Genomic DNA, 24,913 nt, shown 5'->3' with positions numbered 1-24,913 from the left:
GGACGATCAGCGCAGGCGGAAGGTCATCCCCAGCGTCAGCATCCCGGTGACAGGACCCGGGAACTGGATCGGAGCCTCGACACCGCCGGCGTTCTTGGCGTGGAACTCGGGCCCCACGACCGGCATCGACACGCCGACGCCGAGCATGATGCCGATGACCCGCGTGAGCGCGACCTGGTAGTCGCCCTTGAGCACGCCGGCGACGTACGGGGTCGCGCTGCGACCGGGGCGATCGAAGCCGATCCAGCGATGCGTCATCGCGCCGGCCTGACCGCCGACGCACATGCGCACGCGGTGCTTGTAGACGGTCTTGGCGCCGCAGCCGTCGAGCGTGAAGACGCCGAGCGCGTTGCCGATCTTGCCGGGCCCGAACGCGAAGGGGCGGCCACCGACCGCCTGCACGCCGGCGCGTACCATGAAGCCCTGGGTGCCCACGGCGAACGCCGCGTCGCCGCCGAAGTAGCCGTGGGGGAGCAGCTGCGTGATCGCGACGCCCTGCACCTCGACGGCCATGTACGCGCGTCGCTGCGTGGGCGTGCCGTCGGCCGCGGTCATGTTCGAGTCGTCCGCGGGCAGGGGCTCGGCTGCGGGGGTGGCCCGCGCGTGAGCAGACCCACCGACCGCGAGCCACGAAGCCGCGAGCCCAGCGACCAGTGACCGCGACAAGTTGGGGCTTCGGCCCCACGCCGATGCGTGCAGCATGTTCACAACCCTACGGGCCGGGCGCCGTCGCGCCAAGTCGACAGTGATGGATTTCGCGGGAACGCCGTCACCACTGGGCCAACACGACGCGAGCGGGGTGATGGCTGCGCGGATGTGGGACGGCCGCGCGGAGCTCTCGCGCCCGCGGCCCTCGGCACCGCGGGCCCATGCGCGCCGCGACATCGAAGGGACGGGGACGCAGTTGCCCACCGTCGTCGACGGCAACGCGGCGAGGGCGGCCGAGCGGGCGTGTATCATGCGGCGCACCGATGGCGCTGCGTGATCTCGGAGACCGGCTCCCGCTGCTGCGACGCGTGTGGGTCGACCCGCCCCATCGCGTGGTGCGTCGGCTGATCACGACCGGGAGCCGCAGTGGGCTGCTCGCCGCCTTCACCGGCCACCCGCTCGAGAGCATGCGTGTCGCGGTCTCGCGGGGGCTCGGGGTCCGCTCGCTGCACGGCCTGCACGCCGGCGCCGCGCCCGACCGCATGGCGGTCTGCGATGCCCGGCGCACGCTCGACTACCGCGCGATCGATGCCGAGATCGATCTCGTCGCGGGGGTGCTGCGCGATCACCTCGGAGCCTCGCGACACGCCCCGGTCGCCGTGATGATGGAGAACCGCGTCGAGTACGTGACGGTGTGGTTCGCACTGTTCCGGCTCGGCATCACGTGTGCCCACGTCGGGCGGCACAGCACCGCACAGGAGCTGGAGTTCGTGCTCGAGCGCAGCGGTGCGCGGGTCGTCGTGGCCTCCGATCAGACCATCGCGGCGGTCGAGGCGGTGCTCGAGCGTCGCGGCGAGCTCGATCTGCGGGTGCTGCGGGCCGGGCGTGGGCCGGCGCGCCCGCGGGTGTGGTCCTACGACGCCGCCATCGCGCGTCAGCGTGCCGCCGGCGTGCGCCTGCACGTCGAGAAGGGGCCGAGCGACAACGTCGTCTACACCTCGGGCACCACCGGCAAGCCCAAGGGCGCGGTGCGGGACATGGGCGCCATGGGTGCCACCGAGCTGTTGCGCGTGCTCGAGCGTCTGCCGCTGCATGCCGGTGATCGCCACCTGGTGTGCGCGCCGCTGTACCACTCGAGCGGGCAGGTCTTCGCGCTGCTCAACACGGCGCTCGGCAGCTCGCTGGTGCTGCAGGAGCACTTCGACGCCGAGGACACCCTGCGCACGCTCAGTGAGCAGCGCATCCAGAACGTGTTCATGGTCCCGACCATGATCCATCGCGTGCTCGATCTGCCCGACGAGGTCCACGCGCGGTGGCCGACGCCCGACCTGCGGGTGGTGATCTCGGGCGCGGCGCCCTTCAACACCGCGCTGCGCGAGCGAGCGATCGCCCGCTTCGGCGCCGCGACGGTGTTCGACTTCTACGGTGCCACCGAGCTGGGCTGGGTCACGTTGGTCGACGGCGCCGAGATGCTCGCGCGCCCCGGCACACTCGGGCGCGCGATCCCGGGCCAGGAGATCGGCATCTTCGACGACGCCGGTCGCCGCCTGCCCGCCGGGCACACCGGCCGGGTCTACACCCGCAGCGCGCAGCTCATGCTCGGCTACCTGCGCGACCGCGGGGCCACCGACGAGACCATGCTCGGCGACTGGGTCACGGTCGACGATCTCGGCTACCTCGACCACGACGGCTACCTGTTCCTCACCGGCCGTGCGCGCGACATGGTGATCTCCGGCGGCGTCAATCTCTATCCCGTCGAGATCGAGAACGCGTTGTCGCAGCACCCCGACATCGCCGATGTCGCCGTGATCGGCGTGCCCGACGTGGAGTGGGGCGAGCGCCTGGTCGCGGTGGTGGTGCCGCGCACGGACGGGTTCGACGCCGAAGCGGTGCGGCAGTGGGCCCGCGGCGTGCTCGCGCCGGCCAAGATTCCGCGGCAGTTCGCGTGCGTCGACGAGCTGCCGCGCAACCCCACCGGCAAGGTCGTCAAGCGCGACCTGGTGGCGCGGATCTCGGGCGCGCCGCAGCCCTGAGGACGCGTCGGCCGTCACGCGATCGTGCCGACCTCTTAGGTGGCCGTGCGCATCGTCGCGGGCGTCCCGCGGGCGGCCTTGTGGCATACTCGCGCCCGTGCCGCCCCTCCACGCATGGCCCGAGCTGCAGCCACTCGCCCAGCGCATCGCGACCGGCGAGCTCGACGGTGACGAGGCGATCGAGGCCATCGTCGAGGCCATCGTCGCACGCGAGCTGCAGCCGCACGCGCCACCCGCCGTGGTGCAGGCGGTGCGTCGCGAGGCGCTGGCAGCGGTGCACGGCGACCGCGTGCTGGTGGCGATGCTGCGACCCGTGCTCTCGCCGACCGCCGACATGGCCCATGCCGTCGGACAGCTGGGGCGTGCGCCCGCGCCTGGCGCCCGCGCCCGCGCGGTGGCGGCGGTCGACGACGCGCTCGACGACGATCTCGACGCCGAGCTCGCGCCGCGGCGCCACGGGCGAGGCCGCGGGTCGTCGCCCGAGGCCGCCGCCCGCGAGACCGCGGGCTTCGAGCAGGCCCAGGCCTCGCGACGCATCACCGCGATCGTCGGGGTCGCCGCGGGTGTGCTCGCGGGCGTGGCCGCGTGGTTCCTGTTGCTGCGGCAGACCCCGTGCGAGCGCTTCGCCCGTGCGGTCTGCTTCGAGCTCGCGGCGCCCTGTGCCGCGGCCGACGTCGAGGAACACCTCCGCGCGAAGTCGGTCGACGCCGATACCTGCACCACCACGCTCGCGAAGGCAGCCGAGGCTGCTGACGCCGCGGGCACGAGCAAGCGCGGCGCCGCCTACGAGCGGGCCGTGTTCGACGGTCTCGGCTTCGATCCACGCACGGGCGAGCCGCCGCCGCCGCCGGCGGTCGAGCAGGTGCGGGGACCGGTCGCGCCGGTGATGCTCGCGCGCAAGCTGCCGCCGCTGCTGGCACTGGTCGCCGACGAGGCCTACGTCTACGTGAGCAGCGGCGAGGCCGTGTTGCGCCTGCGCTCGGTCGGCGGACAGTTCGAGCCGCTCGCCAACGCTGCCGCCGCGCGCGACGTGGCGGTGACGACCGACTTCGTCTACTGGGTGGCCAAGGGGCCCGATGGGGTCGAGTCGATCTGGGTGGATCGCAAGCGTGGCGAGTACGAGCCGACCGTGGTGCCGACCGCACCCGCGAAGCTCGGCGCGGTCGCATGCGCGCAGGGCCGCTGCGCCTATGTCGATCTCACCGACGGGGCGGTGTGGACGGTCGCCCAGGACGGCAGCGCGGCGACCAAGCTGAGCGGTGGGTTGTCGCCGGCGCCGACCTCGGTGTGGCTCGATGCCGAGGAGGTCGCGTGGACGGTGCCGGGCGCGGTCGCAGCGATGCCGGTCGCCGGTGGCACCGCGCGCGTGGTTGCGGGTGCCGAGTCCGATCCCCACGGCCTGCTCGGTGACGCCGAGGGGCTCGCGTGGATCTCGGGCGGTGCGCTGCGGTACGTCGCGCGCAAGGGTGGCGACGTGCAGAGCCTGGTGCCGTCGGGCGTGACCGCGATCGCGATCGACGGCACGCGCGCGTACGCGGCCAAGGCGGGCGAGGGTGTGATCGTCGCGGCGCCGCGCGCCGGCGGCGAGGTGGCTTCGATCGCGACCGGGCAGTCGAACCTCGATCGCCTGGTGGTCGACGCCGCCGCGCTCTACTGGACCGCGGGCGCCGAGCTCTACCGCTCGCCCAAGTAGGCGCCGCGACGGCGTCGCAGCAGGGCCAGCGGCGCCAGCAGCCAGGCTGCAACGCGGCCGCGATCGTGGGCGCAGCCGCAGCCTTCGTCTGCGCCGTCGGCCCCAGGGCTGCCACCGTCGGCGTCGCCGTCGCTGCCGCTGCCGCTGCTGGTGCCGTCGCTGCTCCCGCCGTCGCCGCCCGTGTCGTCGCCGCTGCCCTCGGCACCACCCGATGCTTCGCCGCCGCCGGTGGTGTCGCTGCTGCCGTCACCTTGGACGATGACCGTGACCGCGTGGGTGGTCACGTGATCGGCCTGGTCCTCGACCTCGCCGATGAAGGTGTACGTGCCCGGCGGCAGCCCGACGATGTCGAACAGCAGCGTGCGGTCGTAGTCGACCTGATCGACCAGCGTCTCGCCGGCCTCGTCCTGCACCACCAGCTTCCAGCCGTAGCCGCCGTAGTCGTCCCACACGTCGAACGCGACGCGGATCTCCTCGCCGACCTGGAACACGCTGCCGTCGGCTGGCGAGGTCAGCGTGACCTCCGGCGGTGTCGTGTCCGGCGGCGCCGCGGAGGACTCGTAGATGATGCCGATGGTCTTGCTGTCGTCCTGCAGATCACCGATGCCGCAGTGGCACTTGTTGACGCCCTGACAGCCGTTGCCCTGCCCCTGCACCGCGAAGGTCTGCTGGCAGTTGCTGCCGAAGATCTTGTCGCCACCACCCTCGTAGCTCATGATGCGATCGGGCCCGTAGGTGTGTTCGAGCCCGTAGGTGTGCGCGACCTCCTGGCTGATGACGTTGGCCTGCGTGGTCGCCTCCTGCTCGTTGGTGAACGAGTAGCAGACGTTGCGTTGGCCGAAGTCCTCGCAGTCGATCGGCGCCACGCCGCCCGCGGGCCCCGAGGTGGTATCGGTGTAGCTGCCGCCGACCATCGCCATGGTGTAGGGGAGCAGCTTGCGTGGGCGCGGATCGTAGACCACGCGGATCGCCCACGCTTCGAAGTCCTGCGCGACCGCCTGCGCGACCGCGATGGCCTTGGCTTGGCCGCCGGTGAACGCGGGGTAGGGGTGCCCGGTGCGAGCGATCGTCGAGCGGTTCTCGGCCGAGTTCTCGCCCATCGCCTCGAGCACCCCGCCGACGAAGTTCAGGTACACCGTGCCGCGTCGCGGATACTCGCCGCCCGGTCGGTCGTCGCCCTCGTAGATGCCGGGCGGGACCTCCTCGGGGAAATCGCAGCTGTCGGCGGGCGCGTCGCTCGATCGCGGCGCGCCGAGCTTGGCGAGATCCGGCACCATGACGGCGCCCTGCTCGACGCCACGCGGCACGATCATGTCGTCGTGCTGCACCAGGCCCTCGGGCAGTGCCGCTCGCCGCGCGGCGGGGTCGGGCCGCGGCGCAGGGCCGATCGCTCGATCGAGATCGTCGAAGCGGATCGCACCCGCGGGCTCGCGCTCCACCAGCGGACGCATGCGGCCGTCGACGGTGCCGGCCGCCACGTCGATGCGCACCGGCGCGACCTCGGTGCGAACGCTGGGGTTCTGCACGTACGTCGGCGCGCCCGCGGCGGGAACCGGCGCGAGCGCGAGCAGGGCGAGGGCGGTCAGTCGCATCACGAAGCCGAGGATAGTCGCGAAGCTCCACCCCGCGGGCAGGCGACGTGTGACGTGCGCTCGGCCGCCGTGCCTGCGCTTCGGTCGGTCGCCAGCGCGGGCACATCGCCCGTGAGTTGACTCGCGGCGGCCGCATCCGCGGAATCCAGGCGATGCTGTGCGACGTCGACCTTCGCCGATGATCGCGATGACACATGCGCTGTGGCTGTGGGCCGCGACCGCGACTGCGGCCGCGACCGATGCGGAGCGTTCGCGACGGCTCGACGACAACCGTGCGTGCATGGCCTGCCATCCGGACCAGAGCCTGCAGTGGCTGGCATCGCCCCACGCGGGGGCGTTCGTCGATGGTCCGTTTCTCTCGGCGCTCGCCCGGGAGCCGCGCGGGTTCTGTCGCGGGTGCCATGCGCCGGAGCAGGCCCCCGAGGTGACCTCGGCGACCGCCGCCGCGGGTGTCGGCGTCGCGTGCGTGTCGTGCCACGTGATGCCCGACGTCGACCCCACCGCCGTGACGGTGGCGGGCGTCACCCGTCACCCTGACCTGACGCCGGTCGACTGCGACGGCTGTCACGAGTTCGCGTTCCCCGACGGTTCGGCCCGCCTCGAGCCGCTGCTGATGCAGCGGACCGTCGTCGAGCACGCGGGCTCCACGATGCCGGCAGCGGCGTGCAGCAGCTGCCACGCGCGCGCCGATGCCGACGGCCGCCACGATCACCGCATGGCGGTCGCCGGCGACGCGGCGATGCTCCAACGTGCGCTCGACGTGCGGGTCGAGCGTACCGAGCAGGGGCTGCGCATCGAGCTGAGGACGCTGGCGGCCGCGCACGCGGTGCCGACCGGTGATCTCTTCCGTCGCATCGAGGTCGGTGCCGTCGCGCTCGATGTCGTGGAGCCGCGCCCACCCGCGCTGCGGTGGTTGTCGCGTCGCTTCGACACCCGTGCGCAGACCAACGCGATCGCGGTGATCGCCGAGGTCGCCGACGACCGCGTGGCCGCCGATGGTCGCGCCCGCGTGATCGAGCTGCGGGTGCCCGCGGCCTCGCGTCGGGCGGTGGCGTGGTGGGTCGAGCACCAGCGGGTCGCGTTCCCCCGTGGGTCCGAGCCGGCGGCGCAGCTCGACGGCCGCATGCCGATGGCCGGCGGCGTGCTGCCCTCGCCGTGAGTCGCGGGAGCGGCGATGCGACCCTGGGGCCGACGCGACACGTGGCGCGGTCGCCCGGCGTCGTCAGATCCGCGGGCGCTCGCGCTCGAGGTAGTCGAGGAATCGCTCGAGCGCGTTGTGGACCGCGGTCGCGTCGCGCAGGAACGTGCGGCGTCCCGCGCTGGCCATCGCCCCGCCGATCGCGAGCCCGGTCGCCACCGGCACCAACGCGATCGGCATCGCCAGGAACGCGGCGACCAGCGAGCCGACGCCGCCGAATCCGATGGTCGCGACGATACCGCCGCGGACCCGGGCATCGCGTCGCGGCGAGAGGTCGGCCACCAACCGCACGTGCACCGCGTCGCCCACCGCTTGCGTCGTCACGGTCACGCGTCGCGCGATGCCCAGGCGCAGTCGACCACCGACGTCGAACAGCCGGCGTGCGCGGTGCAGCAACGAGTCGGGGTTCTCCCACGCGATGGTGTCGCCGAGGTTGCGCTCGATGCGGAACAGCTCGGCGCGCAACATGGCATCGATCGCCGCCGCGACCTCGTCGCGGGGGCCCGGCACCGTGCGGGCGGCCGCGACCTCGGCGGGTCCGAACAGCCGATCGACCCAGCCGGGCGCCTGGGTCGGGCGCGCCAGTGCCTCGCTGCGGATCTCGACGAGCGCGCGCTGGACGGTCTCGGCCGGGATGCCGATCTCGCCGGCGAGGCGCTGCAGGTCGGCGAGCGCGAGCGAGCCATCGCCGCGCGAGCTGTCGCGCTGGTGGAGGTCGACTGCGCGCCGCAGCACCTCGTCGGCCTCGTGGCGCGACAGCGTGTCACCGGGTTCGGTCATGCGCTGGAGGACCCGAGTGTACACGCGCGCCCGCGCGTCCGCCGGCGCCTAACGCCGCATCATGCCTTCGATTTGCTGGCGGAGGTACTCGCTCAGCTGCGGCAACGGGGCCGCGCGCAGCTGCTGCAGATCGAAGGTCACCTTGATCTCGCGGTCCCACTTCGAGAGCGCGGTCTTCTCGACCTCGAGCAGCAGCTGCAGGTTGGTGCCGAGGTACTCGACGAGCACGTTCACGTCGCTGATCCCCCACTGGCTGCGCAGCTGCGCCGGCGGCTGGAAGCTGCCGGTGAAGCGCTGACCGAGCGGCGCCGGCTCGAGCTCCTCGAGGCGGAAGTCCAGCCCGCCCAGGGCGTCGCGCACGCGCTCGATGTCGACGTTGCGCATGTTGATGGGACTGCTGGCCTCGATGTCGAAGGCCCAGTCGATGTCGACGTAGCCCCGCACCTCCCAGTGCACGCGGGGGCCGGACATCGAGGTGCCCGGCGGCACCCGCAGCGCGAACGGCAGCGGCAACACCTCGTGCTTGCGCGCGCGCCAGGGGCCCTGGCGCACCAGCACGCGATCCCACACGTGGCCCTTGCTCGGGCCCTTGGCGTGGTGCTCGACCAGCTCGACCACGATCGACGCGACGGTCTCGTCGTCGAGCGCGGTGAACTCGAGGAAGCCGTCGACGGTGTCGTCGTTCTGGAAGGTGTCGCGCGGCAGCGCGATGAGCAGCGCTCCGTTCTCGTTGCTGCCCTGCTTGCGGTAGGGGAACTCGGTGGCACGCGGGGCCTGACGACCGCCGACCCCGAGCGTCGCCCCCACGGCGCCCATCGAGCCGGGGGCGTGCCCGCTGGTCGCGGCCGCCTGCGCGGCCTGGGCCGCGGCGGCTTGGGCGGCGACGTGCGCGTCCATCAACGCCCGCAGCGCGCCGGACGGCTCGCCGAACACGGTCGCGCCGCCCTGGGCCCACGACGCGACCATCGGCATGTGCCCGATGAAGATCTGTTGCCCCGGTCGCAGCGCCACCGGCGTGCCGGCGGTCAGCGCGACACCGTCGATCCACGTGCCGTTGCTCGAGCCCCAGTCGCGCAGCCACGCCGTGCCGCTGGCGTCGAGGGCAATCTCGGCGTGGCGACGCGACACGCTGCCGTCGCTGCCGACGAGCTGACACGCGGAGGGCTCGCGCCCGATCATCGCGCGGGGGTTGCGAGCGTCGAGCGTGACCGAGGAGGACCCGAGTTGGAGCGTGAGCATGGTGGACCGTTGGGGCGTCACGCCGTGTGGCGAGGACGTGCACGACAGGATCCGGGGCCCGCGCGACGGTCGTCAAGGGCCGCCCGTGACGAGCCCGTGACGGCCCGCAGCGCTTCGGGCTGACATACTCGCGGCATGCAGGTTCAGCTGCGCGGCCCAGCGCTGGTGGTGTGGTGCTCGATGTCGGCCTGCAGCGCGGTCGAGGCCGGATCGCCGCACGAGCCCGTCACCGCGGCGGTCGAGGTGGCAGCGGTACCGGCCGCGGCGACCCCGACGGTCGCGACGCCGCCGTTCGACGTGGGCCAGCTGGTGCACGACACCGTGCGCGCCTCGATGGTGTGGTCGCGGGTCGACGACGCGCTGCACTGGGCACCCGAGCTGTGCCGCGCTCCCCTGCCGCCAGCGCCGTTGCTGTCGGCGGCCGCGGGACCGCCCCACCAGGACAAGGTCTTCACGCTGCGGGCACTCGACGTCGACGGCTACGCGCGCGCGGTCGGTTGGATCACGCAGCCGCGTAGCGACGCGCCATCGCTCGCCCGCGGCCCGCTGCCGTCGACCGTGGTGCAGGCGATCGTGAAGGACGCCCACGTGCCGGTGCCGCTCGCCGGTGGCGCCGCCCCGACGCTGCGGCCCGCGATGCGCGACGGCCAGGCCTTCGTCGAGGGCGATGCGCTGGCCTCGTTCGTGATGGTCCAGCTGGCCGCGGATGCGCCGGTGCGCGCCGACGACGGCTGGATCTACGGCATCGTCGCGCCCACCGGCGAGGTGCTCGAGGCCGGCGTGATCGCGTCGTGCCAGGGCTGCCACGCGAAGCAGCCGTCGCACCTCTTCGGCGTGCCCAAGCCCGCGGTCATCCGCGGCCGCTGACGCGCCCACGCCGACGCGCGAGCAGCAGCAACGTCGCGAGCGCGGGCGGCCACGCCCGCCGCTCGTCCGATGGCGCACGCGCGTTGGTGCACGCGCAGCCGCCGTCGTCGGCGTCGAGCCCGAAGCCAGGCGGTAGCGCGTCGGGGTCGTCGTCGAGGCCGGCCGAGGCGCTCGCGCCCGCGTCCGCGCCGCTGCCACCGTCGTCGCCGGCCGACTCTGCAGCGCCACCGTCGTCGTTGCCGTCGCCGGCCCCTTCGGCGACCGCGATCGACACCGCTGCGCTCTCGGCCTCGTTCACGCCGTCGCTGGCGACCGCGACGAGGGTGTAGTCACCGGGCAGCAGCGTCTCGAAGTGCCACTCCCACGGCGGCGACGACAGCGAGCCCTGCAGCTGGTCGTCGACGTAGAGCGCGACCTGCAGCACGCCGATGTCGTCGCTGGCGTCGACGCGCACCGTCAACGGGTCGCCGGGCTCGAAGCCCGCACCGTCGATCGGCGCGGCGATCTCGACCTGCGGCGGCACGCCGTCGGGCTGGAACGGGCCGCCGAGGCACGCCAACGTGCCGTAGCTGCCGGCCTGCGACTCGGGCTGCCCGCCGCCGAGGCAGCTCGGTTCACCGCTGCCGCCGCCCGGGAACACGACCTCGATCTCGGCGTGGCTGTCGTCCTGCGCGCGCACGGTGAACGTGACCGTGCCCTGCGGATCGCTGTAGCTCTCGCCGACGCCGAGGAAGCCGCCCTCGCCGAGATCGATGAGGTAGCCATCGGGGCCCCAGTAGTCGACGGTGCTCGACACGTGCACGAGCACGCCGGCGAGACCATCGTCGGCGTCGAAGCCGATCGGCTGGCGGTACTCGAGGTAGTACTCGCGCCCGTCGAAGGTCGGTAGTCGTAGCGCCTGGATGCCGTCGCACGGGCTCTCGAGCGGCACGAGGTTGAAGGTGCCGTCGGCCGAAGCGGCGACCGAGTTACAGCCCTCGAGCCAGCCCATGTACTCCTTCTGATGGGCCGCCATGTGTCCACAGCCGTAGCCCATCGGCTCGTACGGGCTGCCGTACTCCTCGTACGCGCAGCCGCTGCCGAACGGGCCGCCGCTGCAGCCGTAGTAGAAGTGCGTGTGCATGATGCCGTAGTTGTGCGCGACCTCCTGGTTGCGCACGACGCAGTCGAACTGCCCGTTGTACCAGCTGTCGCGCTCGGGCTGCTGCGGTGCGCCGAGCATCGCGAGCCCACCCCAGCCGCAGCCGATGCCCGGGAACGCGTACATCAGCTGCTCGTAGTCGTTGGGGTTCATACCGTCGGCGGCCATCGCCTGCTGTGCATAGGCGGCGATGGCATCGGCGTCGCAACCTCCGGGATAGCCGATCGTGTACGGCCCCAGCACGTCGCCGGTGAGCGACTCCTTGCCGTACGAGATCTCCGCGTAGTACGCCGCGCTCGAGCGCGCGTCGTCCCACATCCGCGACTGCGCCTCGTCGATCCCGAGATCGGGGCTGCCGAAGTCCAGCACCAGCAGCGCGAGCTTGCGCGGTGCGAACGGCTCGGCGCCGATGAGGGGGGTCGGTGGCGGCGCGAGCACCTCGAAGTCCTCGACCGCGACGCGATCGTCGTCGACGCCCGCGACCTCGCCCTCGACGCCGCGCTGGCCCCACGCGCGCACGTGGCTGCCGGGCGCGATCGCGGGTGGCTCGTCGAACGCCAACGCGACGCGCTCGTCGCCCGTGCGCACGCGGTGGACCATGCGGCTGGTGCCGTCGTCCATGCGTGCGACCAGGGTCTCGAAGCGGCCCTCGACCACGTCGGCGCTGGCGAAGCCGAAGCTGCGCCACACCTCCGCCGCGTCGCCATCGTCGGCGGCGCAGCCCGAGAGCGCCGCCGCCAGTGCCCAGCTTGCTCGCACGCAGTGCAGCGTGGGAGCGTCGGATCGACGCCACGTATCCACCATCGTCGTCATCGCGATCGCAGCATTCGTGCAGCGGCGCGCGAGCGTCAAGACGAACGCGACGGGATCACGCTCGTGTGCGGTCGATTGTGCAACCTGCCCACGGGATTGTGCAACTCGCCTGCGCGAGCAGTGCAGCGTCGTCGACATCGTGCTGCGATCGCGGATGCGATCAGGTCGCGATGCGATGCGATCGCGACATGATCGCATCCGCGATGCGAACGCTCGCGCTGCGCGATCGCTGCGATCGGCTTCGCCAGCCGACGCCACCGGTTGCCTGCATCGCCCACGACGATGTCGATGGCCCTTCGGACAGGCCGCACGCGCGCGCGCTGCCGTGCGTGGACAGGCCCAGACGCGCTGCAAACCGCGCTTTTGCGCGGCTATCGCCCTCGAATCCTGCGAATCGCCGCGGGTGCTTCGCGGCGCTGGCGAGGCCTGCTAGCGTGGACGACGGAGATGCGCGCGTGACCGATACCCCCGAAGACCGCCAGGACACCGAGGTCGACACCTACGAAGGCATGCAGGCCGAGGTCGACCGCCACTTCGGCGGCAGCTGGGAGCAGTTCCTGAAGGCGCTGCAGAACCCCGCCGAGGTCATGCACTTCGTGCTGACGAAGCACTGTGGCACCGACGCCGCCAAGTTCGAGGCGTGGGCGAAGGAGAAGGAGCTGCCGGCCGGCTGGGTGCCGCGCTTCTACATGACGCTGACGCCCGACGGTCAGCTCAAGTCCTGAAGCCGCGCCAGCAGGCTTCGCAGGCCCCGCTGCAGATCGGGCTCGACCGCGAGGCGAGCCTCGAGCGCGGCGCGGATGCCCGGCCACCGGGTGCCGTGGCAGGTGCGGATGGCCGCGCGTCGCACCGCGGTCACGGGGTGCGCGAGCGCGGCGGTCCACGCCGCCAGCATCGCGGGGTTCTCGAGCTCGCCGCGCAGGACGGCGAGTCGGGAGAGCGCGCCGATCCAGACTGCCGGGGCTGCGGTCGCTGGCGGAGCCGCGGTGCCGGCGTCGTCGCGCAGCGTCGCGAGCACCTCGGTGGGGCCGACCCACGTGAAGCGCCCGGCCAGCTGCGAGACCCACGCGGTCGCGAGCGCTGGCGCACCGACGACGGTCACGTAGACCACGTCGCCGACGTGGTCGCCGAGCACCGCGAGCTCGCAGTCGTCGGCCGTCCGCACGCGCACACACGCGAGCTCGTCATGGCTGCGATCGACGTCCTCGATCGCGTGGCCGTGCGCTCGCAGCCACGCGGCGACCTCGCGGACGTCGTCACGGTCGGCGAGCACCAGCACGGTGGTGGTGGGCGTGGTCGGGGACACGGTCAAGCGCTCCCCTGTCGCGACAGCGCGTCGTCGTCGACCTCGTCGTGATCGAGGTCGTAGTCGCGGTACGGGTCCCACTGCACCACCGCGATGCCGTCGTCGAGCACGCCCTCGATCTGTGCGCGCAGCTCGTGGTCGGGCTCGCTCACGGTGGCCTCCTCGAGCAGCGACTCGTGGTTGTGGGCGACGAAGATGTTGTAGAGCATCGCGCGTACGCTGGGGTCCTCGTGCTCGAGGTAGCGGCGGTACAGCGTGGTCACGCTGGGGTCGCTGTGACGCAGCGCCGACAACACCTGCAGCAGCCCCGAGATGACGTCGGGGTCGCGCTCGCCGTCGAGCTGCGCCTCGAGGTCGCGGGCGCTCTCGAAGCGGAAGCCGAGCAGCGCAGCGACCACGTCGAGCGGCAGATCGGTGGGGTACTCGCTGCCGAAGTGGGCGTTCATGGCGGCCACGATGGCGCCGTGGCGGCTGGGTCGGTAGCGGACCTCGGCGACGAACACGTCGCGGTGGTGCAGCTCGATCGTGAGGATCGAGCGCGAGTGTCGCGTGCGTCGCGAGATGCTCCACACCCGGCCTGGGCGCTGCTGCGTGACCTGCTGCTCGCGCGCCGACAGCCCCAGCTGCAGCTGCGGTTGGTCGGGGAGCTCGGCCGGCCACGGATCCTCGCGCACGCACGATCCCCACGCGCCGGGCTCGACGAAGGGGTTGAGCGCGAAGTGGCGATCGAGCTCGGCGGCGTTGGCCGGCTCGAGCTCGCCGGTGTAGGGGCTCGGCACGCCGAACTGCAGCCGGTAGCCGATGAAGCCACGGACCTGCGCGGGCAGCTCGACCCGGGGTAGGAACGGCCGCGGCACGAAGTCGGCCAGCGCCGCGCGCATCCCCGCGACGTCACGACCGGCGGGCAGCCAGAGGAACGGCGGGTGCGACTCCGACAGCGCGAGCAGCAGCTCGTCGCGCTGGCGATCGAGCAGCCACAGCATAGGCGCGACCACACGGTCACGCGTGCGCAGCAGCGGTCCGCGTGCGACCGGTACCACCCGCGCGAGGATCGAGCGCGCGTGGGCCAGCGTGGCGGGCGTGTGCATGGTGCCGGCGGGGCCGCGCTCGTAGGCCTCGAGCAGGCGTCGCGTGATGGCCTGGGATTGGGGGCCGCCGAGGCACTGCACCTGCAGTCCGCCCAGCTGGGGATCCCGCGCCAACGTCATCAGCCACGCCGGCGCCTCGGGCAGCCAGGTCGGCGGCATCGGCATCGGCGCGAGCACGGCGGTCACGCTGGCGGCGTGCCGGGCACGACGCCAGCGCGGGTCCATGCGGGCCCGCTCCGCGATCGACGGCTCGCGGTCGATGAGCTCGGCGAGCGCAGCGGTGGCATCGGCGGCGCGATCGCCCGCGAGCATGAGGGTCGCCAGCTCGTATCGCGCGGACAGCAGCTCGTCGTCCTCGACCAGCGCGCGACGGATCGCCTGCTCGGCGCCCTCGAGGTCGCCGCGGTCACCCAAGAGGCGCCCGAGCGCCAGCCACCGCGCGGCGTCGTGGGGATCGTCCTCGAGGCCGGCACGCATGCGTGCGACCGCGGTCTCGCCGTCGCCGCGGGCGAGCGCCAGCGCGCCCTCGGCATGGAGGAGATCGGCGTGGGCGATGCCGTCGTCGCTGCCCGCGGCCGCGGCCGCGGCCGTCAGCGCGCGGGTGGCTTCGTCGTTGCGGCCGAGCAGGCCCAGCAGGTGCGCGCGCAGGAACTCCCCGACGCTGCGCTGCGCACCGGCGGCGAGCGCCGACTCGACCGCAGCCAGTGCACCATGGTGGTCGCCGGCGCGCTGCCGCAGCACCGCCAACAGCGACCACGCGTCGGGCACCAACGTGGCCGGCTCGAGCACCGCCTGGGTCTCGAGACGCGCACGCAGCTCGGTGTCGTCACCGAGATCGAAGCCGCGGATGTCCGCGCAGAGATCGTCGAAGTAGGGCGAGTGCATGCGCCTTCGAAAAGCGGCGGCACGTTACCACGGCGCTCGTACCGCAGCGCGACGCAGTTCGTGGGCGGCGTGCGCGTCCGCGTTGGACGCACGAGAGGCGCTCAATTCGAGCGGTCGTGCCGGGCCTGGAAACCGCGCTCCCCCTAAAGGGTGGGGCGGCAGGCGGGGTGAGCGTGGCGCCCAGGCCCGAACACGACCGTCTCGCACGGGATGTTGCTGTTGGGGGGGGAAAGGTTCCTGCTGCGCGACCGCGAGGGCCGGTGCTCGACGGTGCGCTACGCAGAACGCTCGAACGCTAGGCCCGATCAGTAGCGCAGCTCGGCGCGGAAGAAGCCGCCGTACACCGGCCTGTCCTTGCGGCCATTCGCATCCGCGAACGCTCGACCGGGGAACAGCACGCCGCCCTGCAGGCCCGCTTGCAGCCACAGCCCGCGGATGCCGTAGCGCGCTCGCAGGCCGAGGTCGAGCTCGGTGCCGAGGTAGCGCTGCGAGCTGTCGCCGCCGAGGCTGTTGTGCGGCGAGCCGCCGCGCAGCTTGGTGGTGTACGGGTCGACCAATGGCACCGCCGCGGTCGCGACCAACGGCCCGCCCCACAGCTCGAAGATCTCGCGCAGTGCGTAGCGGAACTTCGGCTGCAGGTAGAGCGCATTGGTGACGCTGCCCTTGCTCGGCAGGTACTGCGTGCCGTTGGGTGGCACGCCGGCGAGCGAGGGATCCTGCGCGCGGATCTCGGTGCGTGCGGTCTGCCAGCCGCGGTAGTACTGGAACAGCAGCAGCCCCGCGGTGTAGCCGGGCGCCGCCTTGAAGTCGTTGACCTGATCGTCGTCGGGATTGGCGTCGCCGGTGGCGAGCCCCGCGTCGGCGCCGAGCAACCACCGCGCGGGGTTGCCGACGTAGCCACGCAGCGCGGCCGCGGCCTGCAGCACCTGGTGGCGATCGAACGCGCCCTTGGCAAAGCTGGTGCGGCCGGCGACGCCGACCACCTCGAAGCCACCGAGCACCGCGAAGCTCTCGCGGAGGTTGCGGAAGCCCTGGCCGGCGAGGTCGAACACGCCGACCTCGAGGTCGTCGTCGCCTTCGATGCTGTCGCCGTCGGACTTGCTGCGCTGGCGACGGTACGCCCCGTAGGCGCCGATGGTGTTGCCGGGACGATCGCTCGGCTCCCAGCGCACCGCGAGGATGACCTGGCCCGCGAGATCGCCCTTGGCGAGGTCGGCCTGGGGATCGCGATAGACCAGGTCGCCGGCCAGCGCGACGATGACGTCCTTGCCGGCACCGCCGCCCCGCGCGAACGGCTTGGTCGCGAACAGGATGCGCTCGTTGATCGAGCCCACGCCGTCGTCGCCGAACTTCATGTCGCCGAAGCGATCCATGTTGTTGCCGTCGTTGGAGATGAGCCCGAGGCCCCAGTTGAAGGCCATCTGGCCCACGCGCAGCTGGCCGTACTTGCTGGTCCACTGCACGTAGAGCTCGCGCAGATCGGCGATGTACATGCCGTAGCTCTGTGGCGGGTGGCCGTGGTCGAGGAGTTCCTGGATGATCGGGTTGCCGCTGCGGGTCGGGGCCCAGCGGCCGTTGGCGAGGTCGACCATGCCGACGAGCGTGAGGTTCTGGCGCTTGCCCAGCACCAGCTGCGGTCGCCAGCGCACGCGGCCGAACAGCTGCGCGCCCTCGTCGTAGCGCGAGCCGTCGTCGTCGAGGGAGAACTCGCTCACCGAGCCGACCACCGCGCGCAGCTGCAGGTCGGGGATGAAGGTCACGGTGCCGGCCTCGTTGGTGACCTTGGCCTGCTCGCCGGGGTACCAGCCCGACATCGTGGTGAGGATGCGCGGCACCGGTGTGGGCTTGGGCGTCGGCTCGATGCCGTGACGCGGCTCGGGCGTGATGATCGTGGGATCGGGCGTCGCGATCGCGGCGCCGTGGTCGGTCGCGTCGATCGCCGCATCGGGATCGGCGTTGGGATCTGCGTCGGGGGTCGTGCCGCGGACGATCGGGTCGGTGGCCGCGTCGCCACGCATCGTCACCGCGCGCGTGCCGTCGTAGGGGCGGCCAGCCGCGGTGGGGCCGGCCGTGGTGGCGGGCGGCGCGAGCAAGACCATCGCGGCGACGAGCGGGGCGAGTGCGACCATGCGGGTGCCGAACCTAGCAGGCGCGGGCGCCGGCGGGCAGGGCGTGGCGTGTCCGCGCACGGGGCAGTTCGCCCAAGCCAGTTGCGATCACCCGTGCACGAGCGCGTGGGCGAGCAGGGCCGGGCGCCCACGAAATGGGCAGTTCGCCAGCTTCCGCGCGCGGCCGGCCTTGGCGTAGAGTGTTCGCCCATGATCGCTGGCAAGACCCTGACCCTTCTCCTCACCGGTAGCCTCGTCTCGATCGCCGCTTGCGGCGGTGACGATGCCGACGGCAGCGGCAGCGCCACGCTGACCGATGGCACCACCGGGGACACCGACCCGACCAGTGGCACGATGACGACGACCACCGCGTCGACGACGATGACCACGACCGAGGCCGACTCGTCGTCGGGGGCCGCCACGACCATGACGACGATGGACACGATGACGACCGACCCGACCGACACCGACAGCACCACCGGCAACCCCGGCGGCGCGGTGGCGTATCGGTTCAACTCGGTCGCGGTCCGCGATCCGCACTTCTTCGCGATCGGCATGGACGTCACCGAGGGTCAGGTCAACACCCCGCTCAACGCCGCGCTCAACACCGACGACGACGGTGACGGCCTGTTCGACCTCGGCTTCGTGCTCGCGTTCGACGAACTCGACCAGTCCGATGGCGGCACCGGCAGCATGACCTTCGCGAACGTGCAGTGCACGGACGCCGCCGATCCCACCAGCTGCACCCTGCGCCCGATGACGCAGGAGTACCCGACGACGTACACCAGCCAGGCCGACGGCACCTGCCAGGAGCCCAACGCGGCCAACCTCGGCCCCAACTACAACCCGGCCCCGCAGTCGACCAGCGGCCCGTGCTTCATCACCACCGGCGCATCGGTCAGCATCGCGACCTCGTCGTTCGCGCTGCCGATGGAGAACGCGACCGTGGCTGCGCGCTACGTCGGCGATCCCGCCGGCAACCTCGTCGAGGGTTCGATCATCGGTTGGGTCTCGCAGGACGCCGCCGACAACGCGATCCTGATGGGCGTGCCGCTGTTCGACGGCCAGCCGGTCTCGGCGCTGCTGCACGACGACGCCCGCGACGACGGCGACAGCGGCTGGTGGTTCCACATCGACTTCACCGCGGTGCCCGCGACCTACGAGTGATCGACGCGAATGGTCGGGCGCGCCGCAGGCAGCGGCGCGCCGCCATTCACGACGTCGAGATCCTCAGTCGTTCGCGCGCGCGCGTGGACTGCGATCGCGTGACCGCCGACCACCACGAACTTCACGCGATGGGAAATCAGCAACGACAAGAACTCGCGCCATTCGCTGGTCAGGACGGCCATGGATCGCGAAGTAGCCCTCCCGCAGGGCCTCGACGGCGGCGAGCCGCTGGGCCGGCGTCGAGGCCGACGCTGCGGCGCGGCTGATCGCGTCCTGCGCGGCAAGAGTGGTGACGATGAGTGTGGGCCTGCGGGCCATGCTCTCCTCGACACTACAGGACTTTCGTCCGGCAGGGGCGCTCCAGGTTGCGGCTATAGTTCCCGGGCCCATGACCGCGGCTCCGACTCCACCCCGGCGCACGCTGCTCGGCCACGTGCCGACCAAGTGGCTGCGGCCGCGTCGCCTCGACGTGGTGGTGCGGCTGCTGTTGGTGGCGTTGTTCGGCACGATCCTCGTGCTGCTGTCGCGCGAGCTGGCGACCCTCGATGCTCGCGTCGTCTATCCCGCGGCCTCGGTGCCCGAGATCCTCGCGGCGATGGGCGAGGCCGGGCGCGCCGAGTATCGCCTGGTGGCGATGCTCGACTGCGGCTTCCTCGTGGTCTACGGGTGGCTGCTGGTGACGTGGGTGCGCTTCTTGAAGCTCCGTCACGGCCTGCCCAAGCGCCTGCCCGCCGCGTTGGCGCTGGTGCCGTCGCTGTTCGACGCGATCGAGACCGGCAGCGTGCTGCGCCTGCTGTCGCGCTTCCCCGAGGACGATCCGACCTTCGCGTGGGCCGCCTCGCTCGCCACGCCGCTCAAGTGGTTCGCATTCGCGGTCGTCGTCATCACGCTCGTGGTCGGGGAAATCACCAAGTGGCACCACCGACACGACGCGCGATGAGCTGCCGGCGCAGCGCGCGGGGCTGTGCCCTGCGGGCGCACATGAGACGCTCTCCTCCCACCGAAGTTGTCGCGTCGTCGATCCCCATCGCCCGCGCGTGGCGTATGGGATCGATGGCGGGGACGCGCCGAAACATCGCGCCGTCGAAGCGCGATCCTCCGAGGCCCTGATGCAGACCAAGCCCTACTCCGACCCGAAGCGATCGTCGTCGCCGCCGGTGAGTCCCGAGCCGCTGCCCATGGGCTGGGCGGGTGACGACGGCCGCACGCTGCCGGCGCCGCCGGCGTTCGGCACCGTGTTGCCAGCACCACCGCCACCGCGCGCGCCGGGTGGCTCGATGCGCGGTGTGGTCTTCGGTGCCCTCGCGGCCGTCGCCGTGATCGGCGGGGTCGGGGCCTACGTCGCGCTCGCGCCCGCCGACGACGGCGGATCGTCGCGGTCGATGGCGGCCGCGGCGATGGGCACGCCCGAGGCCGCGACCGGCCCCATCGAAGCCCCCGCCGCGACGTCGTCGTCGAACGCGGAGCCGGCAGCGCCCGCGCCCGCGTCGCCGTGCCCCGACGGCATGACGCTCGTCGAGGGCGGCAAATTCTACATGGGCACCGATGCCGACGATGCGGTGCTGGCCGCGGCGCGCCCGGCCCATCGGGCCGAGGTCACGCCGTTCTGCATCGACATCCACGAGGTCACCGTCGCGGCGTACCGGGGCTGCTCGACCAAGGGCGAGTGCAAGCGAGCGTTCCGCGACAGCCGCTGGCCACAGGGCAGCACCGACGACGCCGCGTGGAAGCAGCAGATGGCCGCGCACTCCGAGCTGTGCAACGAGAACTACGACGATCGCGGTGAGCACCCCATCAACTGCATCGACTGGGCGCAGGCGCAGCACTTCTGCGAGTGGCGCGGCGGCACGCTGCCGAGCGAGGCGCAGTGGGAGTTCGCGGCCCGTGGCTCCGACGGCCGCGTGTACTCGTGGGGTGACGCGCTGCCGTCGCGCGAGCACATGAACGGTGCCGGGCCCGAGTACATCGCGTGGCGCGAGCGCAAGGGCTTGCCGGCCCACGGCGTGCTCTACGACACCGACGACGGCTTCATCGGCACCGCGCCGGTCGGCAGTGCCAAGCTCGGCCGCTCGCAGCAGGGTCTGTTCGACCTCGCCGGCAACGTGTTCGAGTGGACCGCCGACGCCTACGCGCCGTACCCCGGCGCCGATGCGCCCGCCGACGCCGATGCGGGCAAGCGGCGGGTGATCCGCGGCGGCGCCTTCAACAGCTTCCAGCCGCAGTTCGCCGATCCGGCGCTGCGCTTCCCCCAAGACGCGGACGCCCATGCCCACGGCATCGGCTTCCGCTGCGCGGCTGCGCCGCGCGCCTGACCCACCCACCCCGAGAGGACGCTTCGACCATGGATCGCGCCCAGCTGCTCACCACCCTCGCCGCGCTCGGCACCCTCGCACTCGCGGGCTGTGCCGGTCGCAAGGATCACAGCGTCGCGCCGCAGAGCACGGAGGTCGCGGCGGCCAGCGATGCATCGGACGACGACGACGACGACGACGACGACGACGACGACGACGAGCACGCCGAGCACGCCGAGCACACCGACGATGCGGCCGCCGCTGCCGCCGCGCCGTCCACGACCACGGATGCGCCGGTGGCCGAGACCGCCGCCGCGCCGAGCGAGCCCACGCCCGCCGCGGTGTCCGAGACCGCACCGGCGCCCGCACCCAAGCCGAAGGCCAAGGCCAAGCGCGCCAGCAAGAAGCGCAGCAGCGGCAAGAAGGGTGAGGCCGCGTGCGGCGAGGGCACCTGCGGGTAGCGGCCGCGCGCTACGGCTCGACCACGACGAGCCCGTCGTCGGCGCCCTCGGTGGCCTCGGCGCCGGGCTTCTTCATGGCGGTGGTGATCGGGCTGCCTCGACGCCCGCGCACGCGGCCCTCGAGCACCATTACCGGCACCGGATCGACCAGCTCGTACTTGTAGCCGCGCGAGTCGACCTTCATCACGTAGGTCTTCTCATCGACCTCGAGGTTGCGGCGCACGCCGACCGGCTGCTGACCCACGCGGGTGTATGCGCGGTGCTGCAGGATGAACGAGAACATCCGCACCGCATCCATGTTGTACAGGCGATGGCAGCCGTGGGAGAAGCGGCGCAGGATCGACATGTAGTCGACGCTGCCGTGGGTCCGGATCGAGTTGTCGTACTCGGACTTCACGTTGCCCTCGTCGTCCTTGATGAGCTTCACGTGGTAGGCGGCGACCAGGCCGTAGGCGCTGCGATAGCCGGGGCCGATCTCCGGGTAGTTCACGTCGCGGCGGAACTTGCCGCGGCGCCAGTAGCCCTTCACGAGCTCCTCGGGCGGCGTGGTCGCGGGCGGAATCCACACCGGCGCGGCCATGATGTCCTTCCACACCCGCGGGCCGACGTCGGAGTTCTTGTACTTGAGCACGACCTCGCCGTTCTCGAACTCGTTGCGCCACGAGCCGATGGTGGTGCGCCAGTGCACCAGCGGGATCTTCTGGCCCTCGTAGTTCACGTACAGCGTGAGGTGGGGGTAGCGCTGGCGGGGCTGGGCCTTCTTGTTGCCGGCGTCGTCGTAGGGGAAGTCGTACCAGACGTCGCCGCGATCGATGGTGGTCTCGAACTGCATCTCGTCGCCGTAGTACTCGGGCTTGGCGGGCAGCTTCAGCGCGACCAGGAGGTTCTCGAAGCGCGGCGGCTTGCCGCCCTCGGCCTTGGCCGCCTGCTGCGCCCAGCGCTCGATCGCGGCGCGGGCCGACTCGGGCGTCTGCAGGCCGAGCTGCTCGATCGCCGCGTCGGTGAACTCGCCCACGAGGTTGCGCAGCGGCTGCTCGGCGCCGGCCTTGTCCTTCCAGCGGAAGTCCTTCTTCCACTGCGCGGCCGAGCCGTCCTCGACGATGCCCGCCGACGAGACCACGCGCTCCTGCACCATCCGCAGCAGGCGGCCGTGCACGGCCTCGGCGGGGCTCTTCGCGAGCATCGCGAGGTTGTCGTCCTTGAAGTGCCCCCAGCCCATGACGTCGTGCTTGCGCTCGAAGGCCGCCAGCGCGTGGGTGGTCTCGGCATCGAAGACGCCGGGCTCGAAGGTGCCCTTGCCCTCGTTGTTCTTGTACATGCCCTCGCACTCGAAGCGCTTCTGGGCGTTGACGATGACGTCGACCTCGTCCTGCACGGCGCGCCACTGCTTGAAGAGACCCTTCAGCTTCGGGTGCGTGGCGGCGGCGGCGAGGCCCTCGGGCGTGCTCGGATCGAGCTTGGCCTTGCGGGCCTTCTTGAACAGCTCGGCCTTCATCCACGAGGCCGTGCGCGCGCGCTTGTTGCCGGCGGCCTTCGAGTAGGTGATGACACCCTTGAAGCGCGAGAACACGGCGCCGTCGTAGCCGGCCTTCGCGAGGCACGGCTCGACCTCGGTGGTGAGCGCTTGCCACTCGGTCCAGATCACGCCCAAGGTCGGCGGGATGCCGTAGAGCTCGAGGTAGTTCTGCTCGTGGTCGGCGAGCGGCTCGCCCCACTGATCGACCGCGTCGGCGGCGAGCCCGAGGTAGCGCGCGCGGTAGCCGTTGGGCTTGGCGTCGTCCTGACCGGGGGTCTTCTCCGTGAAGATGTACGGGGTCCAGTCATCGGAGAGATCCACCACCGTGTAGCCCCTGGCCTCGGCCTGGCCGAGGTCGATGGCCTGGGGTGACTCGGTGTCGAACCGCCACGCCTTGCCGCCGGCGTGCTCGCGCAGGCTTGTCTTGGTCATCGGGGGCAGCGGCAGCGCGGCCTCGTCGGTGCCGTCGCCGGTCGGGGGCGCATCGGACGCTTCGCTGCCGGCGGTGGACTCCGGCTCGTCGCCGACCTTGGTGGTCTGCGAACACGCCGCGGCCAAGGCCACCACCAGCGCGCCGGCCCGCCGCCATCGCAAGGTGGCGCACGTCGACACGGCACGGCTGTGCGGCGAAGGGGCGCGAAATGGCCCGCTGGGCGGCATGGGAGGGCGTGATGCGTTCACGGTGCTTCGATCCTAGCCTTCTGTACAGCGACGCGCCAAAGTGCGGCGGGATTTCACGCAGGGCCGCGAGGGTGAAGCCCGGCGCGTGCATCGACCATCCACGTCGGCCACCCAAGCGCGATCCCCCGCAGCGACGACGACACGCCAACCGAGTTGCGGTCGTGCGCGTGTGGTGTACCGGCATGCCCCGGTGATGGCCCGGCATCGGACCGCATCCGGCGATCTGCAGCGAATACGGGCCCCAAAGCGGGCTTCCAGGGAACTTTACAACCGCGGTCTGCCGTGCAACCGTGCGAGGGTCAACGATGCGGTCGGAACACGTCCTGCGCTACTTCATCATCAACGCCTTCGCAGTCGGCCTGGGCGCGACGGTCGCGACCTCGTGCATCAAGGTCAACTACCCGACGGTCGCGTTCCGCTGCAACCCGCGCCAGGGCGAGAACTGCCCCGACACGCACTTCTGCTGCTCGGACGATCCGTCGACGGCGGACGGCAGCCTGCCGAAGTACAACGGCGTCGCGGGCGGGGGCACCGGCACACCGCTCTATGCCGACGCCTCGAACGCGCTCGGCACCTCGGGCATGTGCGTGCACCGTGAGGACATCCCCACCGGCTCGGGCCTGCTCGATCCCGCGGCAGCGAACTGCCCGATCCCGTGCAACCCGACCTGGTCCGCGGGGGAGGTCTCGGACATCTGCGGCGCGAACCGGGTGTGCTGCCAGACGGTGGAGCTCGGCGACAAGGACTGCGTGCAGGATGTCGCGAGCGGCACCTGGCGCCCAGTGACCGGCGCGGACATCTGCTCGCCAACCGGCGGCAACTCGTGTCCCACCGTGCCCACGACCAACTGGAACAACGTCGCGCATGACACCCACCAGGACCCGAACGGCACCGTGTGTGCCTCGGTGGCGGGTGGCAATCAGCAGAGCGCCGCGTTCCAGGAGTGCATCACGCACCTCACCGTCGCCAACCAGCGTGGCTTCTGCATGTCGCTCGGACCTGGTCAGATCTGTCCGACCGATCCGACCACGGGCTACCGCAGCATCTGCGACATCAAGAACGGCACGCCGCCCGCCGGCGGTTGATCGATCGCGTCGCGTCGCTTCACGCGATCGCCACGCCCCCGCCGACGTCGACACGACGCGCGGGGGCGTTCGTCGTGCATTGCTCCAACGCGACGCGCACGATCGCGAACCCATCGTCGACGTCGCGCGCGTCGTGATCGCGCGCGCACGCGTGAGCCCCCGCGTGTGCACGCGCGCGCGTGCGAGCCTACGCCACCGCGCACGCGAGAGGTGCGCCGACGGCTCTGCTGCCATGTAGGGCCCGGTTTGACGCCGAAGCGATGGGGCCCCGTTGCGGGGCCGGCCAGTTCAACTACATTCGGGCCCCCGAGGTGGGCCGCC

General features: G+C 72.0%; 20 protein-coding genes. 10 read left to right on the top strand and 10 right to left on the bottom strand.

Annotated features, from left to right (window positions below):
• Positions 1 to 6: 6 nt before the first annotated feature.
• Positions 7 to 555 (bottom strand): hypothetical protein, encoded by a 549-nt coding sequence (locus tag IPH07_13905; protein ID MBK6918486.1) that lies wholly within the window; start codon positions 553 to 555, stop codon positions 7 to 9.
• 416 nt (positions 556 to 971) lie between these two features.
• On the opposite strand from IPH07_13905, the gene IPH07_13900 reads away from it, so the two are divergent.
• Together IPH07_13900 and IPH07_13895 are read left to right on the top strand one after the other, a co-directional pair.
• Complete coding sequence (locus IPH07_13900; GenBank protein ID MBK6918485.1) at positions 972 to 2,681, top strand: AMP-binding protein; 1,710 nt, start codon at positions 972 to 974, stop codon at positions 2,679 to 2,681.
• Between the two features lie 97 nt (positions 2,682 to 2,778).
• The gene (locus IPH07_13895) at positions 2,779 to 4,374 is read left to right on the top strand and encodes a hypothetical protein (GenBank protein ID MBK6918484.1); all 1,596 of its coding nucleotides are present in this window, start codon (positions 2,779 to 2,781) and stop codon (positions 4,372 to 4,374) included.
• On the opposite strand, the gene IPH07_13890 is transcribed toward IPH07_13895, so the two are convergent.
• Positions 4,356 to 5,966, bottom strand: a complete 1,611-nt coding sequence (locus tag IPH07_13890; GenBank protein ID MBK6918483.1) for a hypothetical protein — start codon at positions 5,964 to 5,966, stop codon at positions 4,356 to 4,358. The genes IPH07_13895 and IPH07_13890 overlap by 19 nt on opposite strands.
• Positions 5,967 to 6,153: 187 nt before the next feature.
• On the opposite strand from IPH07_13890, the gene IPH07_13885 reads away from it, so the two are divergent.
• The gene (locus IPH07_13885) at positions 6,154 to 7,125 is read left to right on the top strand and encodes a hypothetical protein (GenBank protein MBK6918482.1); all 972 of its coding nucleotides are present in this window, start codon (positions 6,154 to 6,156) and stop codon (positions 7,123 to 7,125) included.
• A 63-nt stretch (positions 7,126 to 7,188) separates the two neighbouring features.
• On the opposite strand, the gene IPH07_13880 is transcribed toward IPH07_13885, so the two are convergent.
• The gene (locus tag IPH07_13880) at positions 7,189 to 7,944 is read right to left on the bottom strand and encodes a hypothetical protein (GenBank protein ID MBK6918481.1); all 756 of its coding nucleotides are present in this window, start codon (positions 7,942 to 7,944) and stop codon (positions 7,189 to 7,191) included.
• Positions 7,945 to 7,992: 48 nt separating this feature from the next.
• Positions 7,993 to 9,183, bottom strand: coding sequence for an FHA domain-containing protein (locus IPH07_13875; GenBank protein ID MBK6918480.1), 1,191 nt, complete (start codon positions 9,181 to 9,183; stop codon positions 7,993 to 7,995).
• 135 nt (positions 9,184 to 9,318) lie between these two features.
• On the opposite strand from IPH07_13875, the gene IPH07_13870 reads away from it, so the two are divergent.
• The gene (locus IPH07_13870) at positions 9,319 to 10,050 is read left to right on the top strand and encodes a hypothetical protein (GenBank protein MBK6918479.1); all 732 of its coding nucleotides are present in this window, start codon (positions 9,319 to 9,321) and stop codon (positions 10,048 to 10,050) included.
• Here the strand turns inward: IPH07_13870 and IPH07_13865 are convergent.
• The gene (locus IPH07_13865) at positions 10,034 to 12,004 is read right to left on the bottom strand and encodes a hypothetical protein (protein ID MBK6918478.1); all 1,971 of its coding nucleotides are present in this window, start codon (positions 12,002 to 12,004) and stop codon (positions 10,034 to 10,036) included. The two genes, IPH07_13870 and IPH07_13865, sit on opposite strands and share 17 nt — an antisense overlap.
• Positions 12,005 to 12,459: 455 nt before the next feature.
• Here IPH07_13865 and IPH07_13860 point away from each other — a divergent pair, with 455 nt between their 5' ends.
• Positions 12,460 to 12,729 carry a hypothetical protein gene (locus tag IPH07_13860; protein MBK6918477.1) on the top strand — a complete coding sequence of 90 codons (270 nt, stop codon included), beginning with the start codon at positions 12,460 to 12,462 and terminating at the stop codon, positions 12,727 to 12,729.
• Here the strand turns inward: IPH07_13860 and IPH07_13855 are convergent.
• The 3 genes from IPH07_13855 to IPH07_13845 all read right to left on the bottom strand — a co-directional run bounded on the left by IPH07_13855 (position 12,714) and on the right by IPH07_13845 (position 17,412).
• Complete coding sequence (locus tag IPH07_13855; protein ID MBK6918476.1) at positions 12,714 to 13,310, bottom strand: hypothetical protein; 597 nt, start codon at positions 13,308 to 13,310, stop codon at positions 12,714 to 12,716. The genes IPH07_13860 and IPH07_13855 overlap by 16 nt on opposite strands.
• 2 nt (positions 13,311 to 13,312) lie before the next feature.
• Positions 13,313 to 15,283 (bottom strand): hypothetical protein, encoded by a 1,971-nt coding sequence (locus IPH07_13850; GenBank protein MBK6918475.1) that lies wholly within the window; start codon positions 15,281 to 15,283, stop codon positions 13,313 to 13,315.
• A gap of 305 nt (positions 15,284 to 15,588) precedes the next feature.
• Positions 15,589 to 17,412, bottom strand: a complete 1,824-nt coding sequence (locus IPH07_13845) for a hypothetical protein (protein MBK6918474.1) — start codon at positions 17,410 to 17,412, stop codon at positions 15,589 to 15,591.
• Between the two features lie 189 nt (positions 17,413 to 17,601).
• Here IPH07_13845 and IPH07_13840 point away from each other — a divergent pair, with 189 nt between their 5' ends.
• Positions 17,602 to 18,558, top strand: a complete 957-nt coding sequence (locus tag IPH07_13840; GenBank protein ID MBK6918473.1) for a hypothetical protein — start codon at positions 17,602 to 17,604, stop codon at positions 18,556 to 18,558.
• On the opposite strand, the gene IPH07_13835 is transcribed toward IPH07_13840, so the two are convergent.
• A complete protein-coding gene (locus IPH07_13835) occupies positions 18,549 to 18,740 on the bottom strand; it encodes a hypothetical protein (GenBank protein ID MBK6918472.1) in 192 nt (63 codons plus the stop codon). The genes IPH07_13840 and IPH07_13835 overlap by 10 nt on opposite strands.
• Before the next feature lie 206 nt (positions 18,741 to 18,946).
• On the opposite strand from IPH07_13835, the gene IPH07_13830 reads away from it, so the two are divergent.
• The 3 genes from IPH07_13830 (at position 18,947) to IPH07_13820 (ending at position 21,310) form a co-directional block, all read left to right on the top strand.
• Positions 18,947 to 19,498, top strand: coding sequence for a hypothetical protein (locus IPH07_13830; GenBank protein ID MBK6918471.1), 552 nt, complete (start codon positions 18,947 to 18,949; stop codon positions 19,496 to 19,498).
• A gap of 169 nt (positions 19,499 to 19,667) precedes the next feature.
• Positions 19,668 to 20,870, top strand: coding sequence for an SUMF1/EgtB/PvdO family nonheme iron enzyme (locus IPH07_13825; GenBank protein ID MBK6918470.1), 1,203 nt, complete (start codon positions 19,668 to 19,670; stop codon positions 20,868 to 20,870).
• A gap of 29 nt (positions 20,871 to 20,899) precedes the next feature.
• Positions 20,900 to 21,310, top strand: coding sequence for a hypothetical protein (locus IPH07_13820; GenBank protein ID MBK6918469.1), 411 nt, complete (start codon positions 20,900 to 20,902; stop codon positions 21,308 to 21,310).
• Positions 21,311 to 21,320: 10 nt separating this feature from the next.
• Here the strand turns inward: IPH07_13820 and IPH07_13815 are convergent, their stop codons facing one another.
• Entirely contained in the window at positions 21,321 to 23,420 is a 2,100-nt protein-coding gene (locus IPH07_13815) for a hypothetical protein (GenBank protein MBK6918468.1), read from the bottom strand.
• A 392-nt stretch (positions 23,421 to 23,812) separates the two neighbouring features.
• Here IPH07_13815 and IPH07_13810 point away from each other — a divergent pair, with 392 nt between their 5' ends.
• A complete protein-coding gene (locus IPH07_13810; GenBank protein ID MBK6918467.1) occupies positions 23,813 to 24,592 on the top strand; it encodes a hypothetical protein in 780 nt (259 codons plus the stop codon).
• Positions 24,593 to 24,913: the final 321 nt, after the last annotated feature.

This window comes from Deltaproteobacteria bacterium, assembly GCA_016709225.1.
GTDB lineage: Bacteria > Myxococcota_A > Polyangia > Nannocystales > Nannocystaceae > Xiheibacterium > Xiheibacterium phototrophicum.
The sequence above is the reverse complement of the archived record's forward strand: the minus strand, read 5'-3'. Positions and strand labels throughout refer to the sequence as shown.

What these genes read in the sequence shown, in the direction of transcription:
- IPH07_13885 (MBK6918482.1), top strand. Translation starts at nt 6,154, where the DNA reads ATGACACATGCGCTGTGGCTGTGGGCCGCGACCGCGACTGCGGCCGCG.
- IPH07_13900 (MBK6918485.1), top strand. Translation starts at nt 972, where the DNA reads ATGGCGCTGCGTGATCTCGGAGACCGGCTCCCGCTGCTGCGACGCGTG.
- IPH07_13845 (MBK6918474.1), bottom strand. Translation starts at nt 17,412, where the DNA reads ATGGTCGCACTCGCCCCGCTCGTCGCCGCGATGGTCTTGCTCGCGCCG.
- IPH07_13820 (MBK6918469.1), top strand. Translation starts at nt 20,900, where the DNA reads ATGGATCGCGCCCAGCTGCTCACCACCCTCGCCGCGCTCGGCACCCTC.
- IPH07_13830 (MBK6918471.1), top strand. Translation starts at nt 18,947, where the DNA reads ATGACCGCGGCTCCGACTCCACCCCGGCGCACGCTGCTCGGCCACGTG.
- IPH07_13825 (MBK6918470.1), top strand. Translation starts at nt 19,668, where the DNA reads ATGCAGACCAAGCCCTACTCCGACCCGAAGCGATCGTCGTCGCCGCCG.
- IPH07_13850 (MBK6918475.1), bottom strand. Translation starts at nt 15,283, where the DNA reads ATGCACTCGCCCTACTTCGACGATCTCTGCGCGGACATCCGCGGCTTC.
- IPH07_13905 (MBK6918486.1), bottom strand. Translation starts at nt 555, where the DNA reads ATGACCGCGGCCGACGGCACGCCCACGCAGCGACGCGCGTACATGGCC.
- IPH07_13890 (MBK6918483.1), bottom strand. Translation starts at nt 5,966, where the DNA reads ATGCGACTGACCGCCCTCGCCCTGCTCGCGCTCGCGCCGGTTCCCGCC.
- IPH07_13810 (MBK6918467.1), top strand. Translation starts at nt 23,813, where the DNA reads ATGCGGTCGGAACACGTCCTGCGCTACTTCATCATCAACGCCTTCGCA.
- IPH07_13840 (MBK6918473.1), top strand. Translation starts at nt 17,602, where the DNA reads ATGATCGCTGGCAAGACCCTGACCCTTCTCCTCACCGGTAGCCTCGTC.
- IPH07_13865 (MBK6918478.1), bottom strand. Translation starts at nt 12,004, where the DNA reads ATGACGACGATGGTGGATACGTGGCGTCGATCCGACGCTCCCACGCTG.
- IPH07_13870 (MBK6918479.1), top strand. Translation starts at nt 9,319, where the DNA reads ATGCAGGTTCAGCTGCGCGGCCCAGCGCTGGTGGTGTGGTGCTCGATG.
- IPH07_13835 (MBK6918472.1), bottom strand. Translation starts at nt 18,740, where the DNA reads ATGGCCGTCCTGACCAGCGAATGGCGCGAGTTCTTGTCGTTGCTGATT.
- IPH07_13875 (MBK6918480.1), bottom strand. Translation starts at nt 9,183, where the DNA reads ATGCTCACGCTCCAACTCGGGTCCTCCTCGGTCACGCTCGACGCTCGC.
- IPH07_13880 (MBK6918481.1), bottom strand. Translation starts at nt 7,944, where the DNA reads ATGACCGAACCCGGTGACACGCTGTCGCGCCACGAGGCCGACGAGGTG.